At 63.5% G+C, this 19,726-nt stretch carries 19 protein-coding genes and 1 tRNA gene; 3 read left to right on the top strand and 17 right to left on the bottom strand.

Annotated elements, in window-relative coordinates; translation table 11 throughout:
- Positions 1 to 4: 4 nt before the first annotated feature.
- Genes O3656_RS01375 through O3656_RS01330 form a run of 10 tightly spaced genes read right to left on the bottom strand, consistent with a single transcriptional unit; the run spans position 5 to position 10,112 of the window.
- The gene (locus O3656_RS01375; RefSeq protein ID WP_500062269.1) at positions 5 to 529 is read right to left on the bottom strand and encodes a shikimate kinase; all 525 of its coding nucleotides are present in this window, start codon (positions 527 to 529) and stop codon (positions 5 to 7) included.
- Complete coding sequence (gene aroB, locus O3656_RS01370; protein WP_500062268.1) at positions 526 to 1,608, bottom strand: 3-dehydroquinate synthase; 1,083 nt, start codon at positions 1,606 to 1,608, stop codon at positions 526 to 528. Before aroB ends, O3656_RS01375 begins: the two co-directional genes overlap by 4 nt.
- Positions 1,605 to 2,114 carry a shikimate kinase gene (locus O3656_RS01365; protein ID WP_500062267.1) on the bottom strand — a complete coding sequence of 170 codons (510 nt, stop codon included), beginning with the start codon at positions 2,112 to 2,114 and terminating at the stop codon, positions 1,605 to 1,607. Before O3656_RS01365 ends, aroB begins: the two co-directional genes overlap by 4 nt.
- The gene (aroC, locus tag O3656_RS01360; protein ID WP_500062266.1) at positions 2,111 to 3,322 is read right to left on the bottom strand and encodes a chorismate synthase; all 1,212 of its coding nucleotides are present in this window, start codon (positions 3,320 to 3,322) and stop codon (positions 2,111 to 2,113) included. The genes O3656_RS01365 and aroC overlap by 4 nt, the downstream gene beginning before the upstream one ends.
- 60 nt (positions 3,323 to 3,382) lie before the next feature.
- Positions 3,383 to 4,423, bottom strand: a complete 1,041-nt coding sequence (locus tag O3656_RS01355) for an FKBP-type peptidyl-prolyl cis-trans isomerase (protein ID WP_500062265.1) — start codon at positions 4,421 to 4,423, stop codon at positions 3,383 to 3,385.
- Positions 4,420 to 5,805 carry a Pup--protein ligase gene (gene pafA / locus O3656_RS01350; protein WP_500062264.1) on the bottom strand — a complete coding sequence of 462 codons (1,386 nt, stop codon included), beginning with the start codon at positions 5,803 to 5,805 and terminating at the stop codon, positions 4,420 to 4,422. The genes O3656_RS01355 and pafA overlap by 4 nt, the downstream gene beginning before the upstream one ends.
- A 1-nt stretch (position 5,806) precedes the next feature.
- The gene (locus O3656_RS01345) at positions 5,807 to 5,983 is read right to left on the bottom strand and encodes a ubiquitin-like protein Pup (RefSeq protein WP_500062263.1); all 177 of its coding nucleotides are present in this window, start codon (positions 5,981 to 5,983) and stop codon (positions 5,807 to 5,809) included.
- 25 nt (positions 5,984 to 6,008) lie between these two features.
- Complete coding sequence (dop, locus tag O3656_RS01340; protein ID WP_500062262.1) at positions 6,009 to 7,529, bottom strand: depupylase/deamidase Dop; 1,521 nt, start codon at positions 7,527 to 7,529, stop codon at positions 6,009 to 6,011.
- The gene (gene arc / locus O3656_RS01335) at positions 7,526 to 9,070 is read right to left on the bottom strand and encodes a proteasome ATPase (protein ID WP_500062261.1); all 1,545 of its coding nucleotides are present in this window, start codon (positions 9,068 to 9,070) and stop codon (positions 7,526 to 7,528) included. Before arc ends, dop begins: the two co-directional genes overlap by 4 nt.
- Positions 9,063 to 10,112, bottom strand: coding sequence for a tRNA (adenine-N1)-methyltransferase (locus O3656_RS01330; protein WP_500062260.1), 1,050 nt, complete (start codon positions 10,110 to 10,112; stop codon positions 9,063 to 9,065). Before O3656_RS01330 ends, arc begins: the two co-directional genes overlap by 8 nt.
- A 79-nt stretch (positions 10,113 to 10,191) precedes the next feature.
- On the opposite strand from O3656_RS01330, the gene O3656_RS01325 reads away from it, so the two are divergent.
- Together O3656_RS01325 and O3656_RS01320 are read left to right on the top strand one after the other, a co-directional pair.
- Positions 10,192 to 11,046, top strand: a complete 855-nt coding sequence (locus tag O3656_RS01325) for a RecB family exonuclease (protein ID WP_500062259.1) — start codon at positions 10,192 to 10,194, stop codon at positions 11,044 to 11,046.
- A gap of 4 nt (positions 11,047 to 11,050) precedes the next feature.
- Complete coding sequence (locus O3656_RS01320) at positions 11,051 to 11,986, top strand: aldo/keto reductase (protein ID WP_500062258.1); 936 nt, start codon at positions 11,051 to 11,053, stop codon at positions 11,984 to 11,986.
- A gap of 146 nt (positions 11,987 to 12,132) precedes the next feature.
- Here O3656_RS01320 and O3656_RS01315 read toward each other — a convergent pair whose 3' ends face one another.
- The 6 genes from O3656_RS01315 to O3656_RS01290 form a co-directional block, all read right to left on the bottom strand.
- Complete coding sequence (locus O3656_RS01315) at positions 12,133 to 12,444, bottom strand: DNA primase (RefSeq protein ID WP_500062257.1); 312 nt, start codon at positions 12,442 to 12,444, stop codon at positions 12,133 to 12,135.
- Positions 12,445 to 12,477: 33 nt separating this feature from the next.
- Positions 12,478 to 13,575 (bottom strand): NAD(P)/FAD-dependent oxidoreductase, encoded by a 1,098-nt coding sequence (locus O3656_RS01310; protein ID WP_500062256.1) that lies wholly within the window; start codon positions 13,573 to 13,575, stop codon positions 12,478 to 12,480.
- A 95-nt stretch (positions 13,576 to 13,670) separates the two neighbouring features.
- Entirely contained in the window at positions 13,671 to 14,162 is a 492-nt protein-coding gene (locus O3656_RS01305) for a pyrophosphohydrolase domain-containing protein (protein ID WP_500062255.1), read from the bottom strand.
- Positions 14,159 to 14,830, bottom strand: coding sequence for a DsbA family oxidoreductase (locus O3656_RS01300; protein WP_500062386.1), 672 nt, complete (start codon positions 14,828 to 14,830; stop codon positions 14,159 to 14,161). Before O3656_RS01300 ends, O3656_RS01305 begins: the two co-directional genes overlap by 4 nt.
- Positions 14,831 to 14,901: 71 nt before the next feature.
- Positions 14,902 to 14,988 (bottom strand) — tRNA-Leu (locus O3656_RS01295).
- Between the two features lie 78 nt (positions 14,989 to 15,066).
- The gene (locus O3656_RS01290; RefSeq protein WP_500062254.1) at positions 15,067 to 15,555 is read right to left on the bottom strand and encodes a MarR family winged helix-turn-helix transcriptional regulator; all 489 of its coding nucleotides are present in this window, start codon (positions 15,553 to 15,555) and stop codon (positions 15,067 to 15,069) included.
- Between the two features lie 88 nt (positions 15,556 to 15,643).
- Between O3656_RS01290 and O3656_RS01285 the strand changes: the two genes are divergently transcribed.
- Entirely contained in the window at positions 15,644 to 16,324 is a 681-nt protein-coding gene (locus O3656_RS01285) for an HAD family hydrolase (protein ID WP_500062253.1), read from the top strand.
- Here the strand turns inward: O3656_RS01285 and O3656_RS01280 are convergent.
- Positions 16,321 to 19,605, bottom strand: a complete 3,285-nt coding sequence (locus tag O3656_RS01280) for an error-prone DNA polymerase (RefSeq protein ID WP_500062252.1) — start codon at positions 19,603 to 19,605, stop codon at positions 16,321 to 16,323. The two genes, O3656_RS01285 and O3656_RS01280, sit on opposite strands and share 4 nt — an antisense overlap.
- Positions 19,606 to 19,726: the final 121 nt, after the last annotated feature.

Raw genomic sequence — 19,726 nt, 5'->3', positions numbered from 1 at the left:
GGAATCAGTAATCAGGGGTCAGTTTACACGCGCGTGCGACCAAATCCGCGACTTCTTGCGGGGTGCGGTCACTCGTATCCACTGTTGTGTCGGCCACGGAGGCGTATGCCTCGCGGGCTTGTTTCATGAGCTGGGTCAGCACGGCGCGGGGTGCACCCAGGCCGACCGAGCGCGGAGCGCCGAGGCCTTCTCGGCGTGATACCGCCGAAAGGTCGGCGCTGAGCTCGATGACGAACGCGCCGTTTGCGCGCGCCCGCTCGATCGACGAGGCAGTGGCTGGGTCGAGTGGCTGAGAGGCACCGAGCGTGACAATGCCCTCGTCGAGACCAAGGAGCCGGTCGGCTTCTTCGCGTGCTGTGGTGGCCAGGCGCGGATCGCGTCCGACCACGAGGGTGCGCATCGACGCACCCAGGCGTGCCTCGACGGCCTCGTCGACCTCGTACAGCGGCAATTCGTAGCGGCGGGAGAGCTCGCGTCCAACGGTGGTTTTGCCGGAGCCAGTCACTCCGATCAACACGATAAGGCTCATGCGCGAATGCCGATCTGAGACGCGGGGGCCTGCAGCTCCTGCGGATCGACGGAGACCGTCCCGGGATTTGCGATGCCGTCGAGGAGGACGAAACGCAGGATTCCGCGTCGTACCTTCTTATCGGAGAGCATGATGTGGGTGAGCTCGTCGAGAGTGCTTCCCTCGTAGCGAGTCGGCAGCCCGACGCGTGAGAAAAGCCAGTCGTGGCGAGAAACGTCGTCAGCGCTGAGCAGCCCTCGGGCTTGGGCCAGGCGCGCCGCGAAGCAGCAGCCGACCGCCACCGCATCGCCGTGGCGCCAGGTGTAGTCGTTCGCGCGCTCGATGGCGTGCGCGAGGGTGTGTCCGTAGTTGAGGATTTCGCGCAGGCCGCCCTCGGTGAGGTCTGCGGACACGACGCGGGCCTTAACTGCGATCGCGCGGGTGGTGATCTCAGCAAGCTGCGGGCTGTTCGATCGCAGAAGCTCGCTCGGTTCCGTATCCTCGACGATGCGCAAAATCTCCGGGTCGGCGATGAAGCCGCACTTAATGACCTCGGCGGCACCGGCCGCCAGATCGGGTGTGGGCAGGCTCTCGAGGAGATCCATATCGGCAACCACGGAGGTTGCCGGATAGAACGAACCAACGAGGTTCTTGCCGATCGATGTGTTGATGCCGGTTTTTCCGCCGACCGCGGCATCCACCATGGCAAGAAGCGTGGTCGGTACGTTGATGAGGGTGATACCTCGCAGCCACGTAGCAGCGACGAAACCGGCCATGTCAGTGGTCGCTCCCCCGCCCATGGCGACGATCGCGTCTTTACGTCCGAGCTGGAGACGACCGCACTCGTCCCACAGGGACGCAACAACCTCGAATGACTTGCCAGCCTCGGCATCGGGGTGGTCGGCAGTTGAGGCCTCGATCCCCTGGTCACGCAGGTACTGCGCCAGGGCCTCGGCTCGGTGAGCGAGAGGACGCGCGTGAATGATGAGCGCCTTCGTCGCGGCCTCGTCGAGGGCCTCGTAGATCGGCTCGAAGCCGAGCCCGTGTCCGACAGTAATAGTCGAGGGGCGTTCTCCAGTGACGCGGATAATCGTGCTCATGCATGCTCCAACTGCTGGGCTATGGCGGTGACGACGTCGTCGACGGGACCAGGCCCTGACTCGACGACGATGGTGGCGACGGATCGGTAGTGAGGCTCGCGCTCGGTGCGCAGGCGCGCAAGCGTCCCGGACGGGTCCTTCGCCAGCAGCGGCCGATGCGTCTTCGAGGCGGTGCGACGAACGAGCTCCTCGTGGGGAGCGTCAATGTAGACGACCGTGTGCCCGGATAGGAGCTCCCGAACGGCGGGAGTCGCTGCCGCTCCCCCGCCCAGGGACACGACGGCATCGTGCGTGAGCGCATCGGCGACCGCTTCGGTCTCCATCACGCGAAAAGCCGCTTCTCCGTCGGTGGCGAAGATGTCAGCGATCGGACGGCCTTCGCGCTCAACGACGAGGGCGTCTGTATCGATGTGGTCAACGCCCATCCGCTCGGCAAGCAGGCGCCCAACCTTGGATTTACCCGCGCCGGGCAGCCCCACGAGGACGACGGGGCCCTGAGCACTCATGCGCGCTCCCCCACGACGCTCAGGTAAGCCTCCAGATTGCGTCGCATCTCTTTCACAGAGCGCCCACCAGCATGTTCGAAGAGCGCGTCAGCGAGAACGAGCGCAACCTCGGCTTCAGCGATCACGGCACCGGGAACGACTTGGCACGTATCGGAACGCTGGTGCAAGCCAACGGCCTCTTCGCCGGTTGCCAGATCCACGCTGCGCAGGGCACGAGGCACGGTTGAAATGGGCTTGAACGCGGCTCGCGCGATGATCGGCGAACCGTTGGAGGTCCCGCCCTCGATCCCACCCGCGTGGTTAGACGTACGAGTCAGGTGGCCGTCGGGTCCGTGCACGATCTCGTCATGGGCCTGCGATCCGAGCAGCGCCGCCTGCGCGAAACCATCGCCGATCTCGACGCCCTTGACGGACTGGATCGACATGAGGGCCGCCGCCAGGCGCGCGTCGAGGCGTTCACGAGCACTCACGTGAGTACCCAGGCCAACGGGAACACCGTAGGCGATAACCTCGGCAACGCCACCGATCGTGTCACCCGCGTGTTTGGCAGCATCGACGGCTGCCTCGAAACGGGCGTTATCGGCCGGGTCGAGCGCGCGCATCGATGCCTCGCAGAGGGCCGCCTCATCGGCGGGCGTAGGAAGAACGCTTGCCGTGGCGCGTTGGCCACCAACGGAGACCACATGGGAGACGAGGCCCACGCCCGCAACCTGATCCAGGAGCGCCTCGGCAAGAACGCCGAGGGCGACACGTGCTGCTGTCTCACGCGCACTCGCACGCTCAAGGACCGGACGGGCCTCGGCCAGATCGTAGGAGAGCATGCCCGGAAGATCCGCATGACCGGGACGAGGCCTCGTCAACGGTCGGTTTCGAGCAATCTCGCGCTCGTCGCCTGTTCCTGCGTCAATCAGCAGGGCGGAAGGATCCACGGGATCCGCGCTCATCACCGTCTCCCACTTCGGCCATTCGGAATTACCGATACGAAGAGCGACAGGAGCGCCGGTGGTGACACCGTGGCGGACACCAGCCAGGATGGACACCTCGTCCGCCTCGAACTTTTGGCGGGCACCACGCCCGTATCCGAGGCGACGGCGTGCCAATGCGCGTCGTAGATCATCCGTCGTCACATGCAACCCTGAAGGAAGCCCCTCAATCGTGGCGATCAGTGCGGGTCCGTGCGATTCTCCGGCGGTCATCCATCTCAGCATGTCTCCCAGTGTCCCACACGCTGCGAGGCTCCTGCCCGGTGGCTCTCACGGGATGAGCGATCAGGACTGAGGCGCGTTATCCCCTGCCGTGGCCGAACCCGGCTCAGTGCCGAGAATATCGATAACAACGCACAGGGTGTCATCGCCCGCGGCGAGGTCCGGCGGGATCGTGATCGCTAGGCGCGAGCCGACTTTTTGATCAACGAGCGCATTCGCAAGGCCCTTCATCGCGGTGTTGAGATTCACCACGGCTGGCACACCCGTTTCCCAGGTGTTGACGCGGACGACGCCGTCGGTCCAACCGAGAACGGTGAACTGAGCGACAACCCGGTCACCCTCGTGAACCTGAACGCCATCGCCCTTCATGAGGGTCTGTGTCGTCACGCCGCCGGGGAGCGTCGCAATATGACTGATGAGTGGCCCCTCCGGGCTCATTTCGACACTCATCGGGCCGACGGTAGCATCGACTGACGTACCGGTGGCGATGGAGGGAAGAATATCGACGACGTCGATTTCCATGGTGTTAGGAGAGCCATCCCCCATGGCGACGGTGCGGAAGGCAAGGATACGCGACCCCTCACGCTTGCCGGTCACCAGCATGGCGAGGTCTGAGCTAATCTGATCCGATCCAACGATCCCGAGGCTCATCTGTGGACGACCGGACTCGGAGAGCATACGTCCGTTTGTCCCATCAAAGGCTGTGATCGAGACGAGGACGGGAGAGCCTTCCGTGATCTCGCGACCGCTGCCTTCTTCGATGACGCGAGCCTTGAAGCCATCGACTTCCAGCGGTGCCTTGATGTCAATTGTCGGTGTGGCCCCCACGCGTCCCGAGACCGCCACACGATCGAACAAGGGAAGCGTCGTCGACTGGGCGCTCGCTTCTGCGCCCGGTACCGTCTCCGTACGCGAAGAGGGGGCAAACACCCACCACGTGAGGCCGCCACCCACGAGGATCAATGTGAGGGCCAGGCCGATACGTAGAAACAACCCACCGCGCGAGGCCCCTTGCGAGCGAGAAGCACGCGCGGCGGCGCGCTGCGATGAGCCTCTCACGCGGCGCGTGGAAGGCGAATCGGGCGATGACGACTCGGTGCTCATGCGGGAATCGTAGGAGACGACGCGTCAATCTGCGCGATGAGGGCATCGACGCGTGGGTCCGTCGTAGCCAGCGGGTCCTGCAGTGACAGCGGAATCGTCTGGGATTCGTCGAGGCGCACGTGCACCCAGTCGACGCTCAGATCGGCTCGCGCGTCCTCGGCGGCGGCGATAATACGTCCGCGCAGGGTTGCTCGTGTCGTCGCCGGTGCAACTGTCTGTGCACGGCGAACACCCTCGGCGGTTGTCAGGCGTCGCATGAGCCCCGCACTCTCCATCCGGTCGCGTAGGCCATCCGCCGTGATCTCGGCGTAGGAGAGCTCGAGTCGAGCGACGCGCGGATCTGCGAGCGTGGCACCGCTGCGTGCGCAGTAAGAGGCGAGCAGCTTGTGCTTGATCGCAATGTCGAGCTCGGTGTCGATGCCACTCCAGTCCCCGCTCGCAATCGCGTCGAGGCCCCTGCCCCACAGATCGACGACGTAGGCGCGCAACGGGTCAAGCTCGGAGACAGGAATGCGTGACAAGACACGGTCTCGGATCTCGCGCTGCATGGTGACGGCGGTCGTCATCCTGCCGTTGGCTAGCTCAATGGCTGCCGATCCGCTCAGATCAGCGTTCACCTCGCGAATGGCGCGCATCGGATCGGCGAGCGCCAGATCTTCAATGCGAAGGCCGTCCTCAATTGCGTGGATAAGCAGTTCGGTCATGCCGACCTTGAGGGCTGTAGTGGGCTCTGCGACGTTCGTGTCGCCGACGATCACGTGCATCCGGCGGTATGCACCGGAATCAGCCAATGCCTCGTCACGGGTGTTGATGATCGGGCGCGAGCGCGTCGTCGCGGATGAGACGGCATCCCACATCTGATCGGCACGCTGGGAGAACTGAAGCCGTGGGGTCGCCGTGGCGGTATTGATCCACCCGTTTCCAACCAGGATCTGACGCGTCACGAAGAAGGCGACGAGTGCATCGGCGACCTGGCGGAAGTCGCGGCGACGGTGCAGGAGGTAGTTCTCGTGACAGCCGTAAGAGTTGCCCTGCGAGTCGAGGTTGTTGCGGAAGAGATGCAGACGCAGATCCGTACCAAGCTCGGATAGTGCATTGTCAGCCTGCGTCGCAAGGTCGGCGAGCATGGTAGAACCCGCGCGATCCTGCTCGAGGAGGTCCTCAAGCCGATCACATTCGGCGGTCGCATACTCCGGGTGCGCACCAACATCGAGGTACAGGCGCCCGCCGTTGCGCAGGAAGAGATTCGAGGAACGGCCCTGGTGCAGGAGTGGCTCGAACAGCTGGCGTGCGGCGTGCTCGGCGTCCATCGGCTTGGTGCCGCTGGGCGATGCTGCGGTGAGTCCGTACTCGGTTTCGATGCCGAAAACTCGACGCCTCACCTCACTGGCCACCCTTCTGGACGAAGCCCTGAACGAATGCTTCCGCGTTGGTTTCCAGAACGGAGTCGATTTCGTCGAGGAGAGAGTCGATCGACGAAGTACGGGCCTGGATCTGGCCGCCGACCTCGGTGACGTCGTCCTCGGGGGTGGGGCCGCCTGCGAAAATCTGATTCGACATAGTTCGTTCTTCTTTCTTTCGTCAATTATCGGGTGGACGTGTCGCGTGCATCTGCAATCGGGAAACGGACCAAGTCTCCTTCACCGGGATCGAAGACAAGCGAGGTCCACGAGGCCTTCACAAGATCGCGGCGGTTGGCGACTGCCCATCCTCGCACGTGGGCACGTGTGTTGGTTGGTGCAACGTCGGCAGCGCGTTCGACCTCCGCGTCTGTGACCAGGCGCGTCACCATGCCGGCCTTCGCCAGACGATAGACGAGGCCGTGGCTGGGACGCAGGTCTGACCACTGCAGGTCAATCGCAGCGAGACGAGGATCGCTCCAGTCGAGGTTCGCGCGTTCCTTCTGACGTTTGATGAGCTGGTATTTACCGACCCACTCGACCTCGGTGGCCACGGAGAAGAGATCGGCCCTCATGCGATCCACAACCGACTGCCACAGGGTGAGGATTTCCTGGTCGGCGGCTGTGGGCGTCGTTCCCGTTTCCTCGAAGGTGTCCAGCACGAGGTCCAGGTATACCTGCTGAAGTTCGGCTGCCGTGTAGGCGCCGCCAGCCGTTCCAACCTTGTAGTCGAGATCGGGGTGGTGGGACACGTTCCAGGTCTCTTGGACAGGATCGTCCATGACGAGCGAATCCCAGCGCAGGTCGGTGCCCTGCTCGATCGCCCACAGGACGAGGGAAGTCGTACCAAAACGGAGGAAGGCTGACACATCGAACATGTTGCCATCGCCGCCGATCACGTGGAGGCGACGGAATTGCGCGGGGTTCGCGTGGGGCTCATCGCGCGTATTGACGATCGGGCGGTTGAAGGTCGTCTCGAGGCCGACCTCGTTTTCGACGAAGTCCGCGCGCTGCGACATCTGAAAACCGGGCACCTCGCTCTTCTGCCCGCGTCCCACGCGGCCCGCTCCGCAGATCACCGGGCGGGTCACCATGAAGGGCGTCAGCCCACGGACGATCGCGTCGAGATCGGTGATGCGAGGCATCTGGTAGTTCTCGTGCGTTCCGTAGGCGGCTCCCTTGCCGTCGGTGTTGTTCTTGACGAGGACGATCGGTTCCTCACCCTGTTGCTCCAGGCGTGCCATCACGCGCTGCGCGATCACTTCGCCTGCGCGATCCCACAGCAGAGCATCGCGTGCACCGATCGTCTCCGGGGCGGAGTACTCGGGGTGGGCGTGATCGACGTAGAGCCGTGCGCCGTTCGTCAAGACGGCTGTCGTGGCGGCGGGAAGTGCCAGCTCCTCCGCCGTGGGGCGAGCAACGCGCTCAGAGCCTCCCGATGGTGCGAGGTGGTACGGATCGTCGGTGAGAAGCGAGGGATCAACGGCCGCACGCGACATACGCATGCCGCGCAGATCGTTCAGCGGATCCTCACCCGTATAGTCCCACCGCACGACACCAGCCCCCTGCGCGGGAGTACCCGTGCGGCTGATCTCACCGTAGGTGGTCACGACTGTCGTCGACAGAGCAATCGGATTTGCCCACGCGTCGCCAGGACGGTAGACGCCATACTCGGTCTCGGTACCGATAATGCGTTCGCTGCTCATTTCACTGTTCCAATCGGCTTCACATTCACGATTTCGGGGGCGAGGCCACTCGTGCGGGCCCAATCTTCCGGCGATGACGTGGCGGCAAGCTCCAATGACTCGTTCATCTCTTCATGGACGCCACGCAGAAGGTGCTCCATGCTCAGACCACACGAAGCTCCCGTCAGCGCGTCCTTGATCGCATACTTCTTGGCGCGCTCAACGATCCCGGCAATGAGCGCACCGGACACGAGGTCGGACAGGTAGATGCGCTTGTGGTCGCCATTCACGAGTGTTGCGAGGAAGAGTGCGGTCGTCTCATTGCGTGCGTAGAGCGCATCGACAGCGCGCTGGCTCATCCCCGCCACGGCCTCGTTGATGCCACCGAAACGCTCGATTTCCGAGGCGTGGATGGGCACCTGCGGGGTCAGGTACTTGGAGAAGATGTCGAGTGCTCCCGCGCGGTCAGGACGATCCACACGGATACGCACGTCGAGGCGCCCAGGTCGCAACACCGCGGGATCGATCATGTCCGCGCGGTTGGATGCTCCGATGATCACGACGTTATCGAGCGATTCAACGCCATCCATCTCTGCGAGTAGCTGCGGGACAATCATCGTTTCGACGTCCGAGGATACGCCCGTCCCACGCGTGCGGAACAGTGCCTCCATCTCATCGAAGAAGATAACGACGGGGGTATCGCCAGCCGCAAGGGTGCGCGCGCGAGCGAAGATCGCGCGAATCTGGCGCTCCGTCTCACCGACGAACTTGTTGAGCAGTTCGGGACCCTTGATGGACAGGAAGAACGTCGAGGCTCCCCCTCGCTTGGAGAGCGAGTTAGCAACCGCCTTCGCGATCAGGGTCTTGCCCGATCCCGGAGGACCGTACAGGAGAATACCCTTGGGCGGGCGAAGCCCAAACTGGCGATAGAGCTCGGGGTGGTTGAAAGGCATCTCAATCGAGTCGCGTACCTGCGCGATCTGATCGTCGAGACCGCCGATGTCCTCATACGTGACATCGGGGACCTCGGGGGTCAGCAGCTGCTCGACGTCCTCGCGCACGATGCGTTCAAACGCGATCCCGGCACGTGCATCAACGACGAGGGAGTCGCCAGGTCGAAGATTGCCGTGACGCAGCGGACCGGCAAGCTCGAGGAGAGTCTCAGCACCGCCTTCAGTGGCCACAAGAACACGATCTGTGCCGACCAGTTCGAGGACGGAGACCACCTGTCCACTACGCGGAAAATCATCGGCAGCGACAGCTATCGACGTATCGTCGAGGCGCACCCACTGCCCGTAGGACAGATCCGTCACGTCGAGCTTTGGCGACGCGGCAACGCGCATTCGCTTGCCAGCGCTCACGACCTCGATCTGACGCGACGAAGGGAAAGCACGCACAAAAGTAGCCAGCGTCTGCGGGGGACGCGACACGTCGGCCAGCTCCCCCTGCAGGCGGATCAGCTCGGTGCGCGCCGTTGTCAGCGCACTCGTCAGGCGGCCGTTCTTCTCCTCCAGGGAGATCAGACGCCGCTGCAGGGACTCGCGATCAGTAGCCTCACTCATCGGTCGCGCCCTCGCGTCCTTCCGATGCCCATGTGTCCGCCTGAGCGACGACGTCGCGACGCACCTTGCGCACCTTCTTCTCCGAGTTGACGCGCTGACCGACCTTTTCGAGGCTCCAGTCCTGCTCGTCATCCCACGCGCCTCCCTGGCCCTCGGCGGCCTTCGCCGGCCGCGTCGAACGCTCCTGTGGCGTGACGCCGGGCGCAAGAAGGCGGGTAATAACAAGGAAACCGGTGTGGGCAACCATGCGGTGCTCGGGGCGCACAGCGAGACCATCGAGGTGCCACTCGCGGCGCATATCCTCCCACGCGATCGGATCGGTGAAACGCGCAGACGCACGCAGATCCTCGACGAGGCGAGACATCTGCGTCACGGTTGCGACGTAGCACACGAGGACGCCGCCCGGAATCAGGGCATGCGTGATGGCTTCGATGTTCTCCCAGGGAGCCAGCATGTCGAGGACGATGCGGTCAACGCTGCCAGCCTCAGCCGACCACAGGATCTCGTCAACGTCTCCAACGCGCAAGTCCCACGCAGGATGGCGACGGCCGAACCACAGGTCGACGTTAGCAGCCGCGATGTCGGCGAAGTCCTGGCGACGTTCCACCGAAATGAGATGCCCCTGCGGGCCGACTGCATCGAGAAGTGCCATCGAGAGGGCACCGGAGCCCGCACCAGCCTCGACGACGGTTGCACCTGGGAAAATGTCACCCATGTGGGTGATCACGCCGGCATCCTTCGGGTAGACGACGGCTGCGCCGCGGGGCATTGACATCACATAGTCGACCTGAAGGGGGCGCAGAATCTGGAACTGGCGGCCTTCTTCAGTGACAATCACCTGACCGTCAGGACGGCCAATAACGTCGTTATGGTTAAAGCCACCGCGGTTGGATTGGAAACGACCACCGCTGACGAGGATGACTTGGTGGAAGCGCCCCTTGGGGTCACGAACCTGAACGCGGTCACCCTCGGCAAGCGGGCCTCGGCGGGTGGGCTGACCGAAATCAGTGGCCGATATCGAAGTATTACGTTGAATAGACATTACGTAAAGGATACCGCTAACCACCACCTGCGCCCATGGCAGGACACAGATGACGGTGCCAGGGGTTAGCGTGGTATTCATGACAGACCTGATCGCTCCCTCTCCTGAACCTCGCACGTGGGATCCTGCGCTTTCCGCGTCGCGCGCAAAAGAATACGAGCGCTGCCCGCTGCAGTACCGGCTCCATGTCCTAGACGGGTATCGGGAGCCGGAGACTCGCGCGAAGGCCCTGGGTACGGTCGTCCACGCGGTGCTCGAGGAGCTCTTCGCCCTCGATCCATCCGATCGGACACCGCAGAATGCCCGCGCGCAGGTGGAGCCTCAATACCAGGCATTCGCAGCCAAGAACCCCGAGGTTGCCGCGCTCTTTACAGACGATGCCGACCGACAGGCGTGGCTTGATGATGCCCGCGCGCTCATCGACAGCTATTTCGCGATCGAGCAGCCCCAGTGGATCGCCCCAGCAGCGCGCGAGCAGAGGGTCACCACGACGACCGAGCGCGGTGTGCGTCTGCTCGGCTTTATCGACCGCGTTGATCAAGCTCCGGACGGACGGCTGCGCGTCGTCGACTACAAGACAGGAAAGGCCCCCGGAGCGCGTTACGTAGGAGAGGCGCTCTATCAGATGCGCTTCTATGCTCTTCTGCTCGCACGTACGCAGGTTCTCCCCTCGCGTATGCAGCTCGTGTACCTGCGTGCGGGGCAGGTGATCACGCTGGATCCCACGGCAGACGAGATCCACGATTTCGAGCGCCAGATCGACCGCCTCTGGGACCGTATCGAACACGACATTGAGCATGACTCGTTCACACCACGCAAGAATCCTTTGTGCAACTGGTGTGGCGTGCGCTCGCTGTGTCCGCTGTTTGGTGGAACCACTCCCCCGATGCCGCGCCAACACGCGCAGTGGCTGGCGCGGACTCGGCTAGGCTAGAGGCATGGAACTGAAGCAATGCGGACGCAGCGGGCTCTACCTGTCCGCACTCGGATTGGGCACCCTCACATGGGGACGCGACACCGATGGGCCCGAGGCCCACGACATGCTCAAGGCGTTCGTCGACGCTGGCGGCAACCTCGTCGAGTGCTCCCCAGCACACGGTGATGGCACGGCCGTTGACGTCCTATCGGAAGGATTGTCGAGCATCGGCCGACACCGCGTCGCACTCGTTTGGCGGGGCGCGGTTCGACGCGCCGGAGAAGGCGCGTGGGTCAGCGCCGCAGGCCGCGGCGATCTGCTGCGGAGCCTCGACGACGCCCTCGCGAGGCTCGACACGGATTACGTCGATGTGTGGCTCGTCGAGCCGCGCCCCGAAGTCCCGCTTGAGGAGACTCTCGAAGCCGCGACGCTTGCGCACCGCTCCGGCCGAGCCCGCTATATTGGCTTATCACGTGCATCCCACTGGGAGCTTGCAGAGGCTGTCACGCGCGGGATGTTGGGTGCGTGTGCTCCGATGGCTGTTGTCGAGGCCCCCTTTTCGTTGGCGAATGCGTCTGCGTCCCAGACAATCGTCGAGCTGTCGAGCCGAGGCGTCGGCGTCATCGCCGCTTCGGCGTTGGCCGGCGGCGCCCTGACGGGTAAGTATCGTCACACGACTCCCGCTGATTCGCGCGCGGCGTCGCCACATCTGCGTCATATGGTCGAGCCCTACCTGGAGGGTCATCCGAGGACAGTCATCGAGGCGGCCGCTCGCGCTGCGGCAGGGCTGGAACGTTCAACTGGCGATGTCGCACTGGCATGGGTACGCGACTTCCCCGGAGTGAGTTCCGCGCTGGTTGGGCCGCGTACCCTCCGTCAGCTCGATACGCTCCTCGACTATTCGGAGCCGCTGCCAGCACCAATTCGTCAGGTGCTCACCGAGGTCGCCGCGCAGTAGCCTATCCGTCAATGCTGATCCCTGCTGGGCGCGCGGCATCGGTGTCGTAGACGAGAACACGCCGTCATGTGAACTGCAATATGCGGGTGGGGCCCGAACCGCATGGTTCGGGCCCCACCCGTCTATTTGAGCATCCGGGACGCTACTCAGTCGTCAACTTCGATGAAATCGTCATCATCCTCATCGTCGTCGTCATTCCCGAAGTCGGAGTCGTCGTCCTCGTAATCCGAGTCGTCGTCCTCGTCATCCTCATCGGAATCATCGAGGATGTCGAACGGCAACTCGACCCCGAGCTGAGTGAACAGAATGTCGTCGTAGGTGAAGAACGCGTCGCGCAGCGCCAACTCGGCTGCTTCGAGCGCGGCGTCGTCGGCCTCGTCTCCATCGCGGGCGATGTCGAAGTGGTTCTCGAAGGCGTTCAGCAAGCGCGTCAGCGCGCGGCGAGGATCTCCAGTCATGGCACTCATTCTACCGTGAGACGCCGCACTTTATCAGGGAAGGTTGAGCTGCGAACGGATAACGGACACCATGAGATCGGTTCCCTTGATCTCGGCGGTCTGATCGGCACCCAGGATACGGGTCTGGCCGTCTGCGTCGAGCAGCTGGGAAGCTCCCATGTTCGGTCCGAGAGGCAGGATCACCCATTCCTTGGTCGGCTCATACAGGGCGTCAGGTGTCTCGCCCTCGATCTGGGCGGTGATGTTGGCGATGACGACGCGCGCCTGCTGGCGTGCTGCATCAGCGCGCTTAGATTCGCGCACGTCGGTCAGGTCACCCACGGCGTAGACGTTCGGGTGGTCGACGACCTGCATGGTGGCATCCACGCGGATGGTGCCGTTCGGGTTCATGACGGACTCGTAGTCGGAGCCGATTAGGAAGCCCGTGTTAGCGCGTGCGCCGTAGCATTGGAACCACAGGTCCGCCTCGATGACCTCGCCGTTCTTGGTCTGCACCATGAAGTGGCCCAGGTCGCCGACGTTCTGCGGCGGCAGGTAGGCAAGTTCAGAGCCGGTGACGACACGCACGCCGAGCGTGGCCAGCTGCTCGCTGATCTCTTCGCGCAGCGCGTCCGTGTAGCCGGGGGTGCCCAGAATCTGGTCCGAAGACTCGACGATGGTGATGTCGAGGCCCGGGAAGGCGTTGGCGAGCTCGCCGGTCAACTCGATGCCGACGGTGCCGCCGCCAACGATCATGACGGAGCGAGCGCGGCTCAGATTCTCGTGCAGCTGCTCGAGGCGCGCCTTGGCAACGGAGGAGCGGTACGAGGAGTACTTAGCCGGGAAGGGGTAGGTGGATCCGGTGGCGAAGACAACGTAGTCGGCTTCGATCGGGTCGTGTCCGAAGACGTGGACTGTCGTGCCGTCGACGCGCGAAACCGTGCCACGCACAACCTCGCCGCGGCTCAGGAGATTCGTGTAGGGCATGAAGATAGCGTTTTCCCAGACGGTATCAACCGCCGCACGCAGCGCGGCCGCGTGGTGGACGAACTGGTCCTTCTGTTCGATGAGAACAACGTCCGCGAGGGGATCGAGCCCCTTAGCGACTGTGACGCCTCCGTAACCTCCGCCGATGACTGCGACGCGTGCCATGTCTTTCCTCCTTATGAGTGGACCGCGTCTATTGTGTCACCTGACGGGCACGAACGCGCGTGGTAGGGACTTTAGTCCGCGTTGAACGGGTCCTCCTAGTCGTCGATCCTGAGTCCACGTGCGATATTCGGCGGGAAGAAGTTGGGGCCCTTGAGGACTTTCCCGTCCTCACGGAGCTTGACAGATCCGTCGGGCATCAGCTTCGACAGGTTCGAGGCCTGCACCTCGGCCAGCACCGAATCCAGATCCATTCCTGATTCAATCGCCATCCCGAAAATAACGTAGACGAGGTCCGCGAGGGCGTCCGCAGCCTCGATAACATCGCGCTGCCCGTCATCAGCGCCAGCGGCCTCGGCGGTTGCCGCCTCGATAATGGCGCGGGCACGCTTGCCGTACACGGCCCCAACGAGTTCAGCGAATTCTTCGGCAATGAGGCTCATGCGCAGGTCAAGGCGATCGTAGGACAGCGTCGGATCGTCGAAGGAACGAATCGGCACGGAGTAGGTGCGGTGGAACTCCATGACGAGATCCATCGGGCTGGGCGCTCCCCCAGTCGTGTTCGAGGCGGTGGCGCTCTGCTCGCTCATGCGTGATCCTTTCGAGATTGTTCCCAGGCGGTGGCCAGGATGTTTGTGAATGCGGTCGTGGTCTGATGTCCATCGACGAGGAACTGGGCATCGAAGACGTAGGTTGGGACGGTGGCGACACCCATGTGCATCGCCATTTGGAAGTCCGAATAGACACGAGAGGCCCACTCTTCGTCTTCAACGGCGAGGGCTGCAAGGTCTGCGGGCATGCCGACGTCCTGGGCACACCCGATAAGGACCTCCGGGTGGGAGATGTCGAGACCCATTTCGAAGTGTGCGCGCATGATTGCCTCAGCGACCTTGAGCTGTAGCGAGGCAGGTCCCGCCACCGTATCCTCGTCAATATCCGCGTCGTGGGCGGCCGCAATGACGCGGTGCGCACGAGATGTCGGCGCGATGATCAGGTCGTCGAAGTCAAAACGAATGCCCTCGCGTGCACCAAGTGCGCGCATGCGTTCGTCGGACTCGCGCACCTCTTCGAGTGTTGTGGCACCTGATTCAACAAGGGCCACCACGCGCGGCTTATCGACGGGGGTGTCGAGTTCGGGATCCAGCAGAAAAGCGTGCAGGTAGACCCCAACCTCGTCACGGCGGCCGAATTGCTCGAGAGCCGCGCGAAGGTGTCGCAGCCCCAAGTAACTCCAGGGATCGCAGGTGTCGAGCCACATATCAATACGCACGGCGCCTCCTCGTCGGTGATATGGAAAACCCCGGAGCCTTTCGGCCCCGGGGCATCTCGTGCGCGGAGGGGGACTTGAACCCCCACCCTCGTAAAATGAGGACTAGCACCTCAAGCTAGCGCGTCTGCCTATTCCGCCACCCGCGCAGGTGAGCGATGCGAACCGTTGCGATCCGCAAGCGAGTAGAAGCTTAACACGATGTGGTCGACATGCGCCAATCGAAACTAGGATTCGTTTTCGCTGTCCCGCAGACGCGAGTCGAGAGTCGCGAAAACCTTTGCAATTGCGTCGATATCGTCGTCCGTCATGCCATCAAGGAGGTACTCGCTGACGGTCTGCTGATGCAGCTCTGTGGCAGCAAGCACAGTTTCAATGCCCTGTGTCGTCAGGCACGCGTCATACCCGCGTCGGTCCGTCTGCGACGGAATGCGCTCTACCCAACCGTCGCGCGAGAGGTTCGAGACGAGGTAGGTGACACGAGACGGAGAATAAACGACCCGCTCCGCGAGCTCCCCCATACGCAGACGGTGGCCGGGGGCCTCCCACAGCGCCAGCAGAATGTTGTAGTCCGGCATAGAGACGCCGTACGTGCGCTTCAGGCGCGTCTCGAGAATGCCTTGCAGGCGCCCGGACGCCTCGAAGAAGACTCGCCAAGCGGCAGCGCGCGCACTATTGGCCTGAACGATCGGCGTGAGTCGTGCTCGTGACTCCATGTCTCCCTCCTCGTGGTCGTGTCGGATGCTTCTCTCGGGATAATAAGGCATAGTGACTAAGAAAGCACCAACAACGCGAGGGAATCACGTGTCTTTATCCATTTCTGTTGTCCTTTTTGACGTCGATGGAACGCTTGTTGATTCCGCTCCGGCCGTCATGAGCGCATTCTGTGACACTCTGTTAGACTATGGCCTGCCTATTCCCGATGAGCAGCGTCTTCGCACCTATGTCGGCCCGCCGCTGTGGTATTCGTTCGCAGACCTGGGGTATGAGGGAGAGCTTCTGGCTGGCCTCGTGACTCGCTACCGCACTCGATACCAGGCTCACTATCTCGATCCTGAGCCCTTCCCGGGGGTCATCGACCTGCTGCATGATCTCCACGACGCGGGTATCCCCTTGGCCACCGCGACGTCGAAGCAGACGCCGATGGCTTTGGCGCAGATGGAACAGCTGGGACTGACCAGCGTCTTCGACGTGGTCGCGGGAGCCACTCCCGATCCGTCTTCGAATAAGGCGAGGGTCATTCGTGAGGCCCTAACGCGTCTGGAGGCCCTGGGAGCTGATATCTCCCACCCCGTCATCGTGGGAGACTCCATCTGGGATGTCCGTGGCGCCCAGGAGGCCGGCATCCCGGTCATCGGCGTTGGCTGGGGGTATGCGACCGAGGATGGTCTCGACGAGGCGGACGCTGTGTGCGAGACGGTCGAAGACCTGCGCGCATTCATCCTCGATGGGGTAGCGAGGGCAGTGTCCCAGGCCGGACGCTAACGAAAGTCTCGGGACTTTACCTCGATGGGGAGTTCGACCGGTGTGATCCTGAAGGCTTGTACGCTGATCGCGCCGTCTCCCCACTCGAGCGTTCCGCGCACGAGCAGTGCGCTCGACTCGAGGCACACGCGCCGGAACTTTTTCCACGCTCCCACCGACACAGAGACGTTGACGAGGCCGGTCTCGTCTTCGAGGGAGAGGAACGTGACCCCGCCGCCTGTGTGAGGGCGCTGCCGGTGGGTGATGACTCCCGCAACATCGACGATGCGTCCGGCCAAGTGCTGCCCGAGATCGCCCATCCGCAGGATCCCCTCAGGTAACGCGGAACGCATGTACGCGAAAGGGTGCGTCCCAGGAGTCAGGCCCGTCGAGTCGACATCCGATCGCATGCGTTCCACTTCCGAGAGGGAGGGGAGCGTGGGGACGATGGAGCCCACTTCCGTGCCGGGAAGAAACGGCTGCCACTGGCCGGCGTGTGCGTAAGGCTGTGCGAGCGCCCCAGCTGCCCACGCCCCTTCGCGCCTGCCTACTCCCAGGCATTCGAATGCTCCCGCCATCGCAAGTTTTTCCATGTCGGAGGCGCTCACGTGCGCACGCTGGGCCACATCCGCCTGGCTGGTGAACGCTCCCTTGCTCCTCGCTTCAACGATGCGTGCGGCAGCCGCGCCTAGGCCTCGTATCTGAGAGAGACCAATGCGCACCGCGAGGGCTGAATCAACATCGAGGGGGACGAGGCCCCGAGAGGGAAGGCGCTCCGATCGTCCCGCATGGTAATCCTCCCCCGCTTGCTTGCCCACGCGCTGCACGCTGGCGTCGACGAGCGAATCATTCACCGATGGGCCAGCCACGCGCACTCCATGTCTACGAGCATCCTGCACAAGTGTCGCAGGAGAATAGAAACCCATCGGCTGGGACGCCAGAATCGCGGCATAAAAGTGCTCCGGCGCGTGCACCTTCAGCCAGGATGAGGCGTATACAATGTGCGCGAACGAAAAAGAATGCGATTCTGGGAATCCAAAGTCCGCGAACCCCTTGAGCTGCTCGAAGATACGCTCGCGCGTCGGGGCATCAATCCCTCGTTCTTCCATCCCAGCCATGAGGTCTCCTTTGAGGGCTTCCATGCGCTCCGGACTGCGTTTGGCCCCCATCGCACGACGTAGCTGATCAGCTCGGGCACCCGAAAAACCTGCTGCATCCGTCGCGATGCGCATGAGCTGCTCCTGGAAGAGCGGCACGCCGAGCGTCTGACGCAGAGCCGGTTCGAGGAGTGGGTGCAGGTAGGTGACCTCCTCGCGTCCCGCTCGCCGCCGCAGGTAGGGGTTGACCGAGCGCCCCTGGATCGGGCCGGGGCGTATGAGGGCAACCTCCACGACGATGTCGTAGAAGCACCGCGGTTTGAGACGGGGAAGCGTGTTCATCTGCGCGCGCGACTCCACCTGAAAGACGCCGACCGTGTCGGCTGCGCACAGCAGGTCGTAGACCCTCGGGTCCTCCTCCGGAAGGGTGTGCAGTCCCAGGGGCTTATTCCCTCGCCCATGCACCGCTCGCGACGCCCAGCCACGCAGATGCTGATGTGCGGGATTTCCCGGATGCACGTCGCCAGCCTGGAGCTCGTCGAAAGCGACGCGCAACGCCGTGAGCATGCCGAGCGAGAGCAGGTCGAACTTGACGAGGCCCGCATCCGCACAGTCCTCTTTATCCCACTGGAGGACGGTACGCCCCGGCATTGCGGCCCACCCCACCGGGCAGATGCGTGAGACCGGTTGATCGGTGAGCACCATGCCTCCCGAATGGATCCCCATGTGCCGAGGCAGACGCGCGAGCGCTGCGGCAGCATTACTCACAAGGGCTGGCGGCTCTCCCCTGCCCTGGGACCAGGCCGTAGCCGTGCCGACGGGGTACCCGAGAGCACGGGCGACGTCGCGGATCGCCGAGCGCGGGCGATACGTGATAACGTTGGCAACCTGGGCCGCGCGATCCCTCCCAAAGGTGTCGTAGACGTATTGGATGACCTCTTCGCGGCGGCACGCCTCGATGTCGACGTCGATATCGGGAGGCCCCGAACGGGCGTCCGACAAAAACCGCTCGAAGAGCAGGTTGTGGCGCACTGCGTCTACTGCCGTGATCCCGAGGCAGTAGCACACCGCTGAATTGGCGGCGCTCCCTCGTCCCTGGCACAGGATGCCGTTGCGGCCGCAAAAGTCGACGATCTCTTTGACGATCAGAAAGTAACCGGCAAAGCCGAGTCGTTCGATAATGCCCAGTTCGTGATCGATCGTTTCCCACGCCCGAGGGTGTTGTGCGCGCGTCCCATAGCGCTCGCGGGCACCCTCGTACGCGCAGTGTGCGAGCCAGCTGTCCGGTGTATGCCCGTCGGGAACTCGGGTGCGGGGCAATCGCGGAGCGACGAGGCGCAGGTCGAAAGCACAGGAGGCTGCGACGTCGCAGGCGTTATCAAGGGCTTGCGGGTGAGCGCCGTGCAGCCTCGCCATCTCGGAGGGCGAGCGCAGGAAGGAACGATGAGCGCCCAGGTGTGCTTGCGCCTCGTCGAGGGAGGCACCCAGTCGGGTAGCCGCAAGGATGTCGCCGAGCGCTTGCTTCGAGGGAGTAGACATGCGCGCGCCGGTCGTGGCGACGAGCCGTGTTCCACTTGCGCGCGCAAGCTCCGCAAGCGTGTCTCCAACCTCACCCTCGTCCCCGCGCGCGGCCTGCCATTCAACGAGAATCTGGTCGCGCCCAAACGTGTCCGCGAGTTCATCGAGGACTCGGCGTGCTGACATCCTTCCTCCAGCTCGCAGAGCACGCATGAGCGGACCGCGTCTGCCTCCCGTGAGGACGATGAGATCCCCTCCGGCCACGCTCAGATCGACGAGGCTGTGGCAGGGGTTTCGCTCCCCCGGCGCAGATAGCGCCCGCTCACTCATGGCCCCCACTAGGTTGGCGTACCCGCCAGGGCTCTGCGCCAATACGGGCAGACGTATCCCCGGATCGTCAGCGCCGGGGGCAAGTCCCCATCCCGGGGCCTGCGCGCCCGGAATGATTCCTCTGAGCGAGTCTGGCGTGAGCGTCAGCTCGGCCCCATACGCGATCGGCAGGCCAACGTCGCGAGCTGCCATGGTCGTCTGAACCGTCGAATACATGCCATCAACATCGAGAATCGCCAGGGCATCAAGGCCCAGACGCGCAGCTTCGGCCACCATCTGCGCGGGTTCGTCGGTCCCGTCCAGGAAGGTGAAAGCGCTGTGCGCGTGCAGTTCTGCGTAGCGTTGCTCCATGGTCACACACCCATCATATCGAACAGGTGTTCGACTGTGTCGGAGGCTCCCTGCATGCACGCATACGCATGCGTATCGAAGAGGGGCCACGTTTATGGTTACAAACCGTATGCTGGGACCATGGAAT

Source organism: Pauljensenia sp. 27098_8_83 (assembly GCF_041432695.1).
In the GTDB taxonomy this organism is placed as follows: domain Bacteria; phylum Actinomycetota; class Actinomycetes; order Actinomycetales; family Actinomycetaceae; genus Pauljensenia.
Note: the sequence above shows the minus strand (reverse complement) of the source record. Positions and strands in the feature narration are given on the sequence as shown.